Origin of the sequence: Acinetobacter sp. YH18001 (genome assembly GCF_013416975.1) — a bacterium.
Lineage (GTDB): Bacteria > Pseudomonadota > Gammaproteobacteria > Pseudomonadales > Moraxellaceae > Acinetobacter > Acinetobacter pseudolwoffii.
Genome location: NZ_VPEU01000055.1, coordinates 1 through 12,790, shown reverse-complemented (window position 1 = coordinate 12,790; position 12,790 = coordinate 1). Strand labels below are relative to the sequence as shown.

Annotated in this window: 17 protein-coding genes; 10 read left to right on the top strand and 7 right to left on the bottom strand. The window is 45.4% G+C overall.

The window, feature by feature from the left end; genetic code table 11:
* A partial coding sequence (locus FTV48_RS12910; RefSeq protein WP_180000596.1) for an FAD-dependent oxidoreductase occupies nt 1-145 on the bottom strand: 145 nt, incomplete at its 3' end.
* Nucleotides 146-331: 186 nt separating this feature from the next.
* Between FTV48_RS12910 and FTV48_RS12905 the strand changes: the two genes are divergently transcribed.
* From FTV48_RS12905 to FTV48_RS12885, 5 genes are all read left to right on the top strand, one after another.
* Nucleotides 332-943, top strand: coding sequence for a DUF1285 domain-containing protein (locus FTV48_RS12905; protein WP_180000595.1), 612 nt, complete (start codon nt 332-334; stop codon nt 941-943).
* Between the two features lie 48 nt (nt 944-991).
* Entirely contained in the window at nt 992-1,864 is an 873-nt protein-coding gene (gene murI / locus FTV48_RS12900; protein WP_100355488.1) for a glutamate racemase, read from the top strand.
* Nucleotides 1,865-1,982: 118 nt separating this feature from the next.
* Nucleotides 1,983-3,011 carry a DUF4062 domain-containing protein gene (locus FTV48_RS12895; protein WP_005095369.1) on the top strand — a complete coding sequence of 343 codons (1,029 nt, stop codon included), beginning with the start codon at nt 1,983-1,985 and terminating at the stop codon, nt 3,009-3,011.
* 65 nt (nt 3,012-3,076) lie between these two features.
* A complete protein-coding gene (hemH, locus tag FTV48_RS12890; RefSeq protein WP_005172935.1) occupies nt 3,077-4,090 on the top strand; it encodes a ferrochelatase in 1,014 nt (337 codons plus the stop codon).
* A 22-nt stretch (nt 4,091-4,112) separates the two neighbouring features.
* A complete protein-coding gene (locus FTV48_RS12885) occupies nt 4,113-4,757 on the top strand; it encodes an MBL fold metallo-hydrolase (RefSeq protein ID WP_159516190.1) in 645 nt (214 codons plus the stop codon).
* A gap of 38 nt (nt 4,758-4,795) precedes the next feature.
* On the opposite strand, the gene FTV48_RS12880 is transcribed toward FTV48_RS12885, so the two are convergent.
* Nucleotides 4,796-4,978, bottom strand: coding sequence for a hypothetical protein (locus FTV48_RS12880; RefSeq protein ID WP_005095373.1), 183 nt, complete (start codon nt 4,976-4,978; stop codon nt 4,796-4,798).
* 174 nt (nt 4,979-5,152) lie between these two features.
* Entirely contained in the window at nt 5,153-5,326 is a 174-nt protein-coding gene (locus FTV48_RS12875) for a DNA gyrase inhibitor YacG (RefSeq protein ID WP_005095374.1), read from the bottom strand.
* 85 nt (nt 5,327-5,411) lie between these two features.
* On the opposite strand from FTV48_RS12875, the gene FTV48_RS12870 reads away from it, so the two are divergent.
* Both FTV48_RS12870 and FTV48_RS12865 read left to right on the top strand, forming a co-directional pair.
* Entirely contained in the window at nt 5,412-6,056 is a 645-nt protein-coding gene (locus FTV48_RS12870; RefSeq protein WP_171255765.1) for an SAM-dependent methyltransferase, read from the top strand.
* Between the two features lie 4 nt (nt 6,057-6,060).
* Entirely contained in the window at nt 6,061-7,260 is a 1,200-nt protein-coding gene (locus tag FTV48_RS12865) for a TIGR03862 family flavoprotein (protein WP_180000593.1), read from the top strand.
* A gap of 157 nt (nt 7,261-7,417) precedes the next feature.
* Here the strand turns inward: FTV48_RS12865 and FTV48_RS12860 are convergent, their stop codons facing one another.
* Nucleotides 7,418-7,999, bottom strand: a complete 582-nt coding sequence (locus FTV48_RS12860) for a hypothetical protein (protein ID WP_180000591.1) — start codon at nt 7,997-7,999, stop codon at nt 7,418-7,420.
* 15 nt (nt 8,000-8,014) lie between these two features.
* Entirely contained in the window at nt 8,015-8,791 is a 777-nt protein-coding gene (locus FTV48_RS12855; protein WP_180000589.1) for a class I SAM-dependent methyltransferase, read from the bottom strand.
* Between the two features lie 113 nt (nt 8,792-8,904).
* Here FTV48_RS12855 and FTV48_RS12850 point away from each other — a divergent pair, with 113 nt between their 5' ends.
* The 3 genes from FTV48_RS12850 (at nt 8,905) to FTV48_RS12840 (ending at nt 11,543) form a co-directional block, all read left to right on the top strand.
* Complete coding sequence (locus FTV48_RS12850; protein WP_180000587.1) at nt 8,905-10,176, top strand: hypothetical protein; 1,272 nt, start codon at nt 8,905-8,907, stop codon at nt 10,174-10,176.
* A 126-nt stretch (nt 10,177-10,302) separates the two neighbouring features.
* Nucleotides 10,303-10,500 (top strand): hypothetical protein, encoded by a 198-nt coding sequence (locus FTV48_RS12845; protein ID WP_005172920.1) that lies wholly within the window; start codon nt 10,303-10,305, stop codon nt 10,498-10,500.
* A gap of 89 nt (nt 10,501-10,589) precedes the next feature.
* Nucleotides 10,590-11,543 (top strand): 2-hydroxyacid dehydrogenase, encoded by a 954-nt coding sequence (locus FTV48_RS12840; protein WP_180000585.1) that lies wholly within the window; start codon nt 10,590-10,592, stop codon nt 11,541-11,543.
* A gap of 69 nt (nt 11,544-11,612) precedes the next feature.
* Here the strand turns inward: FTV48_RS12840 and FTV48_RS12835 are convergent, their stop codons facing one another.
* Entirely contained in the window at nt 11,613-12,107 is a 495-nt protein-coding gene (locus FTV48_RS12835) for a hypothetical protein (protein WP_180000583.1), read from the bottom strand.
* A 226-nt stretch (nt 12,108-12,333) separates the two neighbouring features.
* Nucleotides 12,334-12,723: a hypothetical protein gene (locus tag FTV48_RS12830; RefSeq protein WP_100329299.1), complete on the bottom strand. Its 390-nt coding sequence runs from the start codon at nt 12,721-12,723 to the stop codon at nt 12,334-12,336.
* Nucleotides 12,724-12,790: the final 67 nt, after the last annotated feature.

The window sequence follows — 12,790 nt, the reverse complement described above, 5'->3', positions numbered from 1 at the left end:
CTTTTTCTACGACACAAACGGACAAATCATTTAAGTTGTTTTCAATTGCAAGTTGACGGATTTTGATCGCAGCAGATAGACCCGCAGGGCCTGCGCCGACGATGACGACGTCAAACTCCATCGATTCACGTTCGATGTGTTCCATGTAGGACTCCTCATATTACTATTCGGTGGCAACCATAATCGGATGATTGGGTGCTGCCATAAGTGTTCTTGGTTCCTAGACACAAAAATACTGGTGTCTTTGATAATCTGGGCTAGTATAGTTTTAAACCGAGTTTTAGCCAATTGGCTGAAACATATTATTTTTCCGTCATTAAGGTCTTCTTTTATGGATAAGCCAGTACCCAGCAAACATCTGACGAAAAAAGTAACTTCTCCTGATGATAAAAATTTAATAGATATCGCGCAATACTTAAAAGATGCACAGGGCGGTCACAAAAGGTCAATTCCCCCTTTGGAGCAATGGCAGCCAAAGCATTGTGGCACAATGGATCTGAAGGTTTTGGCCAATGGAGAATGGTGGCACGAAGGTCAATTGATCAAACGCCAAGCCATGATTAACCTGTTTGCAACCGTCCTTTGGAAAGAGCAGGGAAAATTCTACCTAAAAACACCGGTAGAAATGATTGAAATTGAAGTGGAAGATGAACCTTTATTGGTCAATCAGGTCGATCAGGTCGAGATTAATGGACTGAGTTATTTACAACTGGGCACCACAACCCAAGACCTGATTATTGTGGATGCTGAACATCCGATCTTTATGCGTGAATATAAAGATGAGTTGCGACCTTATGTGCATGTACGTTTTGGAATCAATGCCCTGATCCAGCGTGCCGCATTTTTGCATCTGGTCGAGATGGGAGAGCTTGATGAAAATCCGGCAGGTGAAGCCGTTTTAAGTTTGAAAAGTGGCGATTTAGACTTGCATTTGAGCACCTGAGGTTTAAGCTTGGTCGCTAGAGTTTTTGACACCGCAATTCAGACCGTTATGAGCGCCATTCAACCCATTTCCCCGCTATTAGACCCGATGCCCAACGCAACAGCAGATGCGCCGATTGGTATTTTTGACTCGGGCGTAGGCGGCTTATCGGTGGCTCTGGAAATTGCCCGCCATCTGCCGAATGAACGCTTTGTCTATTATGCCGATACTGCACATGTGCCTTATGGCCCGAGAGATGATCAGGAAATCCGTAGCCTGACTGCTCAGGCGATTGAATGGCTGTATCGTCAGGGCTGTAAAGTGGCAGTCGTGGCTTGTAATACGGCTTCTGCCTTTAGTCTGGATTATTTGCGTGACTATTATGGCGAGAACTTTCCAATTATCGGTTTGGTGCCAGCACTTAAACCTGCAGTCTTGAATACCCGGTCGAAAACAGTTGCGGTCTTGGCAACACCGGCCACTTTTCGCGGGCAGCTGATTAAAGATGTGATCTCCCGTTTTGCCGAACCGGCTCAGGTTAAAGTCCTTCCTGTGACCAGTCTGGAACTGGTACCTTTTGTTGAGGCTGGAGAGCAGATGAGTGAAGCCTGTTTACAGACATTAATAGAGATTTTACAACCGGTTGTGGATCAAGGCGCTGATTATTTAGTGCTGGGATGTACGCATTACCCCTTCCTAAAAGCGTCAATTCAGTATATTTTTGGTCAAAAGCTGACATTAATTGACTCAGGATTCGCAGTTGCGAGACAAACGGCCCGAATTTTAATTAAAAATGAGTTATTATTTGAGCATGAGCGTAAAGAAAGCGTGAAAATTGAATTGGTGGTGAGTGGGCAGAATGCTGAACAGCTCCGGCCGGTTTTGCAGCACCTGATTCCTGCCGGTTTAAAATGGCAGATCAGTAATATGAGTGCAGTTTAAAACTCATTTTTATAATTTTAAAAGAACGATATTTTTTCATTTTGGGGTGGTCATATTGTGTCAAAATGCATGAATTCATGCATTTTTTATGCAAATGTACAGGAGAAGAGGATAGCCCATGCTGGATAAACGATACCAAGTGTTCATCTCAACCTCTGGGGCAGAAATGCAGCCGGAACGTATCATTTTGTCTCAAACATTAGTGGGTATGGGGTTCTTCTCTTGGGGACTGGAACAGCGTACGCCGCTGAATACTGCTTTTTCACGCCGCCAGATTGATGATTGTGACTATGTAGTGATTTTGCTAGGCAGTCAGTATGGGGAACAGTCTGTCTCGGGTGTCGGTTATATGCACCTCGAATACATCTATGCAGTGACCAAGCAAAAACCGATTATTGTGTTTATGCATGACGATCCGGCATCACGTGAAAGCTCATTACATGATACCAAGCCGGAATTACGGGAAAAGTTTAAGGAATTTCGTCAATTACTGCAGCAGGAAGTAGACCAGGTCTTTACTTATCGCAGCTTGCGCGATCTGGAAATGGCAGTACGTTTTAATATGCCGCAAATGCTGGAGCGTTATCCGGTGACCGGATGGGTGCGTCCGCAAAATACCCAGGCGCTGCATGACGAGATTGATCAGCTTAAGGCTAAAGTGAGCCAACTGGAGCGTGATGGTGGAACGGCGGAAATAGATCCGTTCCTGAGCCTGCCTAAAGTATCCATGCATGAAGTTTTTTCTTTTGAATACCGGATGCAGGCTTATCAGGATGGAAACTTTAAGGAAATTAAAGTTCAGAAGAAGCTGACTTGGGCGCAATTATTGGCCCTGCTGGGCTCTACCTTTGTCAATCCGACACCGGAAGAGTTTTTCTCCAAGCGGATGAATGAATATTTAAATGAAAACGGTCTGGAAGATGCACGGGCAGAAATGCCACGTGCACATGCCGTGGCTCGTGCCCAGATGAATATTCGTGCCTTGCATAGCTTGAAAATTCAGATGCGCCAGAATGACTGGATTGTGCCATCAGGTCGGGATGACCGCCAGCGAATGCTCTGGCAGATTACGCCGAAAGCTCAAAAATTACTGGACAGCAGTTTGCTGGATTTAGATCGTACTTTTCAATCTAAGTCAGTGTATTAATCCATATAGAGAATCAATCAAAAACTGTTAAAGTACAGGGGTTGATACCATGACGGATAAACTGAATGTCTTCTCCTGCTAAAGCTAAAGTGACGATTATATTGGCCAACTTGGGTACGCCAGATGCGCCCACGATTCCAGCAGTACGCCGTTTCCTGAAGCAGTTTTTGTCTGATCAGCGGGTGATTGAAATTCCGAAACCCATTTGGCAAATAATCCTGCGTTTATTCATTTTGCCATTTCGGCCTAAGCGGGTTTCACAGGCCTATGCACAGGTCTGGGGAGAGGATTCACCGATGCGTGAAATCCTGTTGCAGCAGGTCAATACAGTCAAAACCCATTTGACCCAGCTCTATCCGCAGTTTGAGTTGAATGTGGTGCCAGCAATGACTTATGGCAATCCGAATATTCAGCAGGTTTTGGCCAGAGTGTCTGAACAGCCGCAGGACCATGTGATCTTATTTCCACTATTTCCCCAATATTCTGCTACTTCGACTGCACCTCTCTATGATGCCCTGGCAAAATGGGTGGTGAAGCAACGCAATTTGCCTGGTTTGAGCATCATTCGGGATTATTATCAACATCCTTTATTTATTCAGGCTCTGGCGCAAAGCGTGCGTGACTATCAGGCAGTGCATGGTCAGCCGGAAAAACTGTTAATGTCTTTTCATGGTATTCCGCAGCCTTATGCCGACAAAGGCGATCCTTATGCCGATCGTTGTCGTATTACCGGACAACTGGTTGCACAGGCGTTAGGGCTGAGTGCAGAGCAATATGCGATTAGCTTTCAGTCACGCTTTGGCAAACAGGAATGGATTAAGCCCTATACCGATGTTTTGCTGGAAGACTGGGCCAAACAGGGGGTGAAATCCGTGCAGGTGATGAGCCCGGCATTCTCGGCTGACTGTCTGGAAACGCTTGAGGAACTGGCCATAGAAAATGCCGAAACTTTTAAATCTCTGGGGGGAGGCAGTTATCGTTATATTCCTGCTTTAAATAGCCGTGAAGATCATTTGCGATTGCTGAACAGTTTGCTACAGGCTAATCTGGATGCATTGACACAAACGCTTGCTCATTAATTTTTCCGAGGTTTTTTGCCCTATGTTACAAGTCAAAATTGTTCCGGTTACTGCTTTTCAGCAAAACTGTTCGATCATTTGGGATACGGACACGAAAGAAGCCATTTTGATTGATGCAGGGGGCGAAGCTGAAAAACTCAAAGCTGAGGTCGAAGCTCTGGGCTTAACCGTGAAAGCTTTATGGCTGACCCATGGACATCTGGATCATGCAGGTGCAGTAGGCGCCTTGAAAAAAGCCTGGAATGTACCAGTAATTGGGCCACATAAGGAAGATGCTTTCTGGCTGGACATGATTCAGGAGGTTTCAGCACGTTATGGTTTTCCGATTCCAGAAAAAGTTGAAGTGACACAATGGCTGGAAGGGGGGGAAATACTGAAGCTCGGTGATGAAGAATTTGAAGTGCGTTTCGCGCCAGGGCATACCCCGGGCCATGTGATGTTTTATAATAGCAATCATGCCCTGTTATGGACGGGCGATGTGCTGTTTAAAGGCTCGATTGGCCGTACGGATTTCCCGCGTGGCGATCATCAGCAGCTCTTGGATTCAATTCAGCGTGAATGTTTTAGCCTGCCGGATGAAACCCAGTTTATTTCAGGACATGGACCGATCAGCACCATTGGTTTTGAAAAGCAGCATAATCCCTTTGTTGCAGGCAAAGCGGGTTAAATATCGACGTGAATAAAAGACCAAGTATCCTTGGTCTTTTATTTTGAAAATGGATCACTGCTAAATTGACGGGTTTGCATGTGAATTAGCCAGGCCATAAAAGCAAAAAGCACACCCAGTACAATAAACAAGCTATCTTGTTGGAAAATACCGACTCCCAGAGAGAGAAGTGCCAGTAGACCCACCCCAACTAATATGACTTTTAAAATAATATAGCTCATATTATTGCTCTAAAAATAATGTGAAGATTTAAAGTAGAACAATAATGCTAAGGCACGATGAATGGTGTTAATTCGTGTTGGCTTTTCAGGGTGATTTTATAAACTTTATGTGATTTTTGGCTAATTTCCTACATAGTCTTCAGTTCAGAAATATTTTTTTACTGCACAGAACTTCTAATCCTCAGAAGTGTCCGCCTGCGGTGCATCTTGAGTGGGCAAGCTATATTCTTCATTGGCCCATGCGCCCAGGTCAATCATCTTGCAGCGTTCTGAACAGAAAGGACGGAAATCATTCTCTTCCCAGGTCGTCAGTTTGCCACAGCGCGGACAGTTTAAAGTAGTGGGCATGAGATCAACTCCAAAGAAAAATAAAGCTTCGATTAGGCAAATATAGCCGCACTTGGTAGACTTATGCGGTTTTTATTAGTTTGATCTGATTATGCCGATTCGTCAATTTCAAGCACAGCGTATGCATGCACCCCGTGATTTTCAAAGCATCAGTCCTGAAGCGGTCTGCATCGAAGTCGGGGCGGGTAAAGGCAAACATGCTTTGTTATTTACCAAGACCCACCCCGATACTCAACTGATTGCGATTGAACGTACCCGCGAAAAATTCCTGGCCATGCAAAAACAGCACGGGATTGAAGGTCAGGCCAATTTACAAACCGTTCATGCCGATGCTTTGCCGTGGATCGTGCATGCATTGTATCCAGAGCAGGTAGAACAATTCTTTATTTTGTATCCAAATCCGGAACCGCATAATCCGGCGCAGCGCTGGGTCAATATGCCATTTTTTGAGTTTTTACTTTCCCGTTTAAAGACGGGTGGAACCATTACACTGGCCAGTAATATTCCTGCCTATATCGAAGAAGCAGAACAGCAGGCAGAACAACTGTGGAAATTACCTTTTATTAAAGAAGTCATTGCCCAGGATTCAGCACGCACCCATTTTGAAATTAAATATCTGGAACGTGGGGAATTGTGTCAGCAACTTATTATTACTAAACCTGAAGCTTATGTGACACGGTTTGATGATTTCCAGCCTTTGCAAGGGCAGAATGCTAGCGTCGCGGAATAATCAGATGAGCAAACGTATTGCCATTGTTGGCGCTGGTCCTGCCGGGTTAATGGCCGCAGAAGTCCTTAGTCAGTTTGATTATGAGCTGCACGTCTATGAGCAAAAACCGTCTGCTGCACGTAAATTTTTGATGGCAGGCAAAACCGGCCTGAATATCTCTCATGCAGAACCGGTTGAGCAATTTGTGCAGCGTTATGATCAGGTGGACTGGTTGTCGCCATGGGTCAAACAGTGGGATGCTGTCTGGATTCAAAACTGGATGCAGGAACTAGGCATTGAGCCTTATATTGGTTCATCCGGCCGGGTATTTCCTACAGAGATGAAAGCTGCTCCCTTGCTGCGTGCCTGGCTCAAGCGCTTGGCCAGTCATGGCATCCAGTTTCATTACCGGCATAAAGTCAGCCGCCTGCATCAACAACAGCTTGAGCTGCACGATCTAAAAAATAATGAACTTCGCACTGAAAAATTTGATGCGATTATTTTGGCCTGTGGCGCAATATCCTGGTCAGAACTGGGCAGTGACGGCGCATGGCAAGCCTGGTTAAAACCCGATGAGATTGAAGTTTTTCAGGCCAGTAATGCCGGGGTGGAATATCCATGGTCCAAGTTCATGCAGCCAGTCTTTGGTCAGCCTTTAAAACGTGTAGAAGCCTGGGTCGGGCAAGGTGAAAAAACCACGGGTGACATTGTGATCAGTCATTATGGGCTTGAAAGTGGTTTGATTTATAAGCAGGGAAGAGGTTTAGGCGAACAGCTAAAACAAGGTCAGCAAATGCAACTGAGTCTGGATTTATTTCCTGACCAAAGTGTGGGGCAATTGGCGAAAAAATTACAGCCGACTAAGAAGCAGTCTTTAAGCAATGTTTGGCGTAAAGCCGGATTGGATGGTGCCAAAGCGGCTTTGGTGCGTGAACTGGTGGCCAAGACTTGGTGGCAAGATGCTGCTGAATTAGCCAAGCAGATAAAACATTTGACCATTCCACTTACAGGCTTTCGTCCGATTGAAGAAGCGATTAGCTGTGCAGGTGGGGTCAAGCGTGAAGTGCTGTCGGAACAGCTCCAACTTAAATCCAATCCGTATGTATTTCTTTGTGGGGAAATGCTGGACTGGGATGCACCGACTGGAGGGTATCTGCTGACAGCCTGTTTTGCTACAGGCCGGGCGGCAGGTGAAGGGGTGCATCAGTTCCTAAAGGCCAGCTAAGTCATTTTATGCTGAGGGAGAAAAAGACTTTATTCTGAAATGCAGACCAAGCCTGGACAGTATCATGCTTATTCAAGGTGCCTGTATGCACCCGTTGAGCTTAGATGTTCGCTGTGTATTTTAGTCAAGCTTGGTGCAAGCAATGAGCTCCATGGAATTAACTCGTTGGGCGGGCAGATGCTGTGTTGGCATTCAGATCCGGATATTGCGAGCGCCAGCGTTCTAGTTGCTCTTGCGCATGCAGATATTTTCCTAAACCTTTGACACTTTCACTGGCCTCATTCACTGTTTTGGTTTGAGTCTCAGGACTATTTACCAATTTGTCCTGATGTTGCCAATATTGATACATCATGCCCTGAATATAACGGCCCTGTTCGGTTTTCAGTTCTAAATCCTTCAGCATATTTAGGGCTGACTGTACATGATCGCGCTGGCGTTGCTGAATAAACTCCGGACTCAAGCTGTCTTCATCACGCATGCTGTTTAATTCTTTTTCCAGCTCCGCACTCATTTCCTGAAAACGTTGCTCATAATCGGTCAGTACTGCAATATCATGTGGATCCTCAGTGGTTTTGGGGAAGTCTTTCAGCGGCTCGGTTTTCAGTTCCTGCATCACCTGATCTGAAGCCGTACTGTCTGCAGCCGGTTCGGTACTTTCTGATGTTTTCTGGTCACATGCCATGAGCAGCATGACTGCTGCAAACAGGGCAGTGCGTGTCATTCCTGATATTTTATGCATGATTGACTCCTGTTTTTAATTAGTTTTTTTAAATACGTATATATGAGTAATATAAGGAAAATCAATCATTTCCTCTATACCTTTGGCTGTATAGTCCCAGATAATCTGTTCAAACTGTTGTTTGAGCTGTGCTTGCCGGGATGCTGGCATGGCTGCAATAAAGCTGGTCGAGAGTAGCCGTTTTGATACCACCTGCTCCACACTGCCATGGTGTTGCCGAGTCATGCTGGTTTCTGCATACGGCTGAAACAGGGTTTGTTGTTCAAACACCTTGCGCCACGCTCCGCTATGATAACGCGGGGTATCACCTTCTAAGGGGGCGATACACTCTGCCAGTGCCTGAACCCAGGCTACCCGGGTATCCCGCTGATTCCAGACCAGAACCAGATAAGCATCGGGTTTGAGGACTCGGTTGAGTTCCTGTAAGGTCTCTGCATTCGCAAACCAGTGAAATGACTGTGCACAAAATACCGCATTCAGGCTATGATCAGGCAAGGGGAGTTGATGGCTCAGGCCTTCAACAGCCTCAATGTCCGGATGGGCCAGTTTTAATTGTGCCAGCATTTCCGCAACCGGATCGACAGCGATGATGTTTTTACTGAGCGGGCGTAAATAAGGAATAAACTTGCCGGTTCCACTGCCCAAATCCAAAAGACGCGCATCGACAGGCAAAGTCAAAGTATCGGCCAGCCACTGACTGATCTCTGCCGGATAATCGGGACGCACTTGCTGATACAGCTCGGCAGATGCACTAAAACCCCGTTTTGCTGCCGGATGTAATGATTGTGTCATATTTTGCGCTTTTTAATCTTTTTGATCGATATAAAATAGCATATTCACTTTTTTGACAGCATTCATTGATTGAATTGTTGTGGAAGGGTTCGATTTACCAGCACGGGAAAGTTATGGACAAGCAGATTGTTTTTGAAGATGAGCATATACGCGCGATTTTTATGCCGGGGTCATCTTCAGAATTGATTTTTTCATTTGGCGATTTGATTACCCGTGCCAAGGGCCTCAACATCAATGCAGAAAAGTCGCTACAGAAATTCGAGTTCAATGTTCTGGGTATTATGCCCAAGCACAAGTCCTGGTTCCCGCAAGGTTCCATGTGGAACATGTTAAAGGCAGTGGCTGAACTGATTGCGCCGTTTCAGCAGCGGGTTGCCTATGGTGGCTCGATGGGTGGCTATGCCGCGATCAAGTATTCCCGCGCCTTAGGCGTGCAGCGCGTGGTGGCGATGGTGCCGCAATATTCGATCAATCCGGATGATGTACACGATGCCCGCTATAATATGTTCTATCAACCAGAGCTGAATGCAGGAATGCGGGTTGAAGCCGAAGATATCGATAGCACGTGCGAATATATTATTGTCTATGATCCGTATTGTGCCGAAGACCGTGCGCATTATCTGAAATTACAGGCCCTGATTCCGCAGCATCATGTGCTGCATTTGCCATTTACCGGACATGATGCCATTGCCGTTCTGGCCAGTTCCGAATTGCTGTATGACTTTTTGATACATGATTACGAACCGAGTTATTTTTACCAGAAAATGCGTCGGGTCAAGAAAAACAGCAAGTTCTATTATCGCAAAGTCATTGAAAATGTTTTGCCACGCCATCGTATGGCCTTGGGGCGTATCCTGAAAAATAATGATCTGCAACTGGATAATCAGTTTTTTGATGCCAGCCAGAAACAGGTGATCTTAAGAGAATTATTGCAAAATAAACAGGTCGATCAGCATGACCTGCTCAAGCTCGGCATTCATGTCAATTTGCCGCAGGAAAATCGTCAGTTGCTTCTGGATCAATATGGACATGGTCTGGTATTTAATGTCATCAGTCATAAAATCGAAAGTTATGCAGAAGGCGCGATTGCCCTGAACCATAAATTCCTGATACCGATTTATGCCAAAGGCAATGGCCTATTGAGCATCAGCTTGAATGATGAGCGTTATCTGGTGGTGATGAATGACCGGCATGTCATGAAACTGATCAAGGAGCAGGATGAACTCAGTCTGGGCATGCACCCGATTCTCATGAAACGTTATAGCGATTATTATATGTTCAGCTATAAGCACTTGAATTTAAGTACCAATGAGTATGGCGCTGCGGCCTTTATCGATGAAAGTGACAAAAATACGCAGTTTGTGACGCACAATGAGATAAACTAGCTTTATTTTTTAATAAAAAACAATTACTTGACATGTGATTGGCTAGGCATAATATAGAGATAGGCGGTACAAATAATATCCACCCGTACTGCTCCCGATAGTTGAAACGAACCAGGGGGTCTCTATATGATGCAATCTGCCCAGATGATACAAGTCTGTTTCATGGTCGGTTTAGCGCTGCCCAATCTGGCACATGCAGAAAGTGTACATCCAGCCGTGATTATGATGAGTGCATCGATTATTTTCATGATCATTCTGGCGGTGTATGTGATCTATAAAATCCGGCGTTCATTGCGCAATCATCTCGATAAACCGCTAGATTAAGATTGGCAGAGCGGAAACTGCTTGAAAAGCCTCAATGACTTGTTTTAAATGATAAAGATCAATGGTTCAACAGGATTGAGGGAACAGCCATGAAAGCCGTTTATTTAGACTATGCTTCTCTAGACCAACAGGATTTGGACTTTCAGGCACTGCATGCAGCCTTTGATCCGCTTGTGTTGTATCCAACGACTTCGGCTGCCGAGATTGCTTCCCGCGTGGCCGAGGTTGAGGTCATTATTAGCAATAAAGTACTGATTGATGCTGCGACCATTCAGCAATCTCCTGAACTGAAACTGATCCTGATTTCTGCGACCGGCAGCAATAATGTCGATCTGGCTGCGGCCAAAGCACGCGGCATTGTGGTCTGTAACTGTCAGGCCTATGGTACTTCTGCGGTTGCGCAACATACTTTAATGTTAATGCTCAATCTGGCCACTTCATTTCTGTCTTATCAACGTGCGCTACAACAAGGCCAGTGGCAAAAATCTTCACAATTCTGTTTGCTGGATGCGCCAATTGTCGAGCTGGCCGGAAAAACACTGGGCATTGTCGGTTATGGTGAACTGGGCCATGCGGTGGCGAAACTGGCTGAAGCTTTTGGCATGAAAGTTCTGATTGCGGCGCTGCCAAACCGTCCAGCAGATGCATCCCGTGTAGCATTTACCGAGTTGCTTGCTCAAGTTGATTTTCTCAGTCTGCATTGTCCACTTACTGAAGACACTCGACATTTGATCAGTCATGCTGAACTCGAAGCCATGAAGCCAAGCGCATTTTTAATTAACTGTGCGCGTGGCGGAATTGTCGATGAAGCAGCCTTGGCGCAGGCGCTGCGTGAGGGTCAGATTGCCGGTGCAGCGACCGATGTTTTAACGGTGGAGCCACCGAAAGAAGGCAATGTCCTACTCGATGCAACAATCCCAAACCTGATTGTGACGCCGCATAATGCCTGGGGCAGTGTTGATGCACGGCAGCGCATTGTGAATCAGATGGTCGAAAATATTGAAGCTTTTAAAAATGGCCAGCCGATACGGCAGGTGAATTGATTTTAATCCTTCTCTTGAAGTGAGTATTTTTTGCTGAAAGATAAATAAAAAGCCCATGACGGGCTTTTCTTATAAATCAGTCACTGCATAGCTGGTGGCAGTGCCGGAACCGGATTGAGGCTGCATCTGTGGTGTTGTGGTTTGCGGAGGCGCAGAGGATTCACTCAAAGGCTGTTGCACAATCGGTGCTGCTTGTTGAGGGTTGGCGCGCCACACTTCTTTGGTTTGCTGGATTTTCTGATTGGTTTGTTGGGCTGCCTGTGTGGTTCCCTGATCGACTTTCTGCGCGGTTTCTGAAGCCGCTGCCTTGGTATTTCCCCAAGCACGATCTACACCTGGTTTGACTTTGGCAATGCCTTTTTCAGTCACTTCACCGACTTTTTCTGCGGTATTGATGACGCCTTCCTGAGCTTTATAGGCAAAGACATGCAAAAGATTTGGATTGGTGCCATATGGCGCAATAGGTTTGCTGGTTTGTGCTTCTGATTCGGTTGCAGCTTGTGTCAATACCGGAATGCAGATTAAAAATGCAGTGCCGAGAATAATAGATTTTTTCATCATCATAATGTGATCGACCTCGAAGTAGTCAAATAGCGATCTTTTGTTTGATTTTGAGTGTAGCGGATAATTTCACGAAAACAATGAAGATCTGATGGATTCGCGAGCGCTTCCGGGAAGTACAATTTAACTTTTTTGTAATGAGAGACGGTGCGGTGAGATATGAAACCGGTTTTTATTTATTTTAGATAAAGAATTGCCCCATTTTCTGAATAAAAACAGGGCAGGATGCTTAGTCACATTGAGTTAATGCATCTTTGGCAAAGTGATGGCGAAGTGAAATAAAGTTTTTTTGTACATTTTCGGCATGTAGATCAAACTTTTGTGCAGTGCTGGTGCCGTCGCGCTGGAAAGTTGCTGAACCTGCATCCATCAGGGTAAGGCCTTTAAATGACCATTGTTCAACGACACGGTTATTGCCAAGATCGCCGGTAAATTCAATCACGCATTTGTCGAGGAACTTGGTCAGTTTTGCCTTGTTGTTGGTGGTTTCTGGAGATACTTCGAGGTTTTGTACTTCCTGTAAGACGCCAACTTCAAGCTGCGGGATTTTTGGTGCAGATGTACAAGCTGTAACTGCGATACTCGCAAGACCCGTCAAAATAAGAGCTTTAAATTTCATATGATTCTTTCTTGTTGAGTGTTGTTAGGTTGAGTATAGGCAATTCAGATGAAATTGCCTATGATTT

What these genes read in the sequence shown, in the direction of transcription:
- FTV48_RS12875 (WP_005095374.1), bottom strand. Translation starts at nt 5,326, where the DNA reads ATGCCCACTACTTTAAACTGTCCGCGCTGTGGCAAACTGACGACCTGG.
- FTV48_RS12885 (WP_159516190.1), top strand. Translation starts at nt 4,113, where the DNA reads ATGTTACAAGTCAAAATTGTTCCGGTTACTGCTTTTCAGCAAAACTGT.
- murI (WP_100355488.1), top strand. Translation starts at nt 992, where the DNA reads ATGAGCGCCATTCAACCCATTTCCCCGCTATTAGACCCGATGCCCAAC.
- FTV48_RS12835 (WP_180000583.1), bottom strand. Translation starts at nt 12,107, where the DNA reads ATGATGATGAAAAAATCTATTATTCTCGGCACTGCATTTTTAATCTGC.
- FTV48_RS12880 (WP_005095373.1), bottom strand. Translation starts at nt 4,978, where the DNA reads ATGAGCTATATTATTTTAAAAGTCATATTAGTTGGGGTGGGTCTACTG.
- FTV48_RS12860 (WP_180000591.1), bottom strand. Translation starts at nt 7,999, where the DNA reads ATGCATAAAATATCAGGAATGACACGCACTGCCCTGTTTGCAGCAGTC.
- FTV48_RS12840 (WP_180000585.1), top strand. Translation starts at nt 10,590, where the DNA reads ATGAAAGCCGTTTATTTAGACTATGCTTCTCTAGACCAACAGGATTTG.
- FTV48_RS12865 (WP_180000593.1), top strand. Translation starts at nt 6,061, where the DNA reads ATGAGCAAACGTATTGCCATTGTTGGCGCTGGTCCTGCCGGGTTAATG.
- FTV48_RS12855 (WP_180000589.1), bottom strand. Translation starts at nt 8,791, where the DNA reads ATGACACAATCATTACATCCGGCAGCAAAACGGGGTTTTAGTGCATCT.
- hemH (WP_005172935.1), top strand. Translation starts at nt 3,077, where the DNA reads ATGTCTTCTCCTGCTAAAGCTAAAGTGACGATTATATTGGCCAACTTG.
- FTV48_RS12905 (WP_180000595.1), top strand. Translation starts at nt 332, where the DNA reads ATGGATAAGCCAGTACCCAGCAAACATCTGACGAAAAAAGTAACTTCT.
- FTV48_RS12845 (WP_005172920.1), top strand. Translation starts at nt 10,303, where the DNA reads ATGATGCAATCTGCCCAGATGATACAAGTCTGTTTCATGGTCGGTTTA.
- FTV48_RS12830 (WP_100329299.1), bottom strand. Translation starts at nt 12,723, where the DNA reads ATGAAATTTAAAGCTCTTATTTTGACGGGTCTTGCGAGTATCGCAGTT.
- FTV48_RS12895 (WP_005095369.1), top strand. Translation starts at nt 1,983, where the DNA reads ATGCTGGATAAACGATACCAAGTGTTCATCTCAACCTCTGGGGCAGAA.
- FTV48_RS12850 (WP_180000587.1), top strand. Translation starts at nt 8,905, where the DNA reads ATGGACAAGCAGATTGTTTTTGAAGATGAGCATATACGCGCGATTTTT.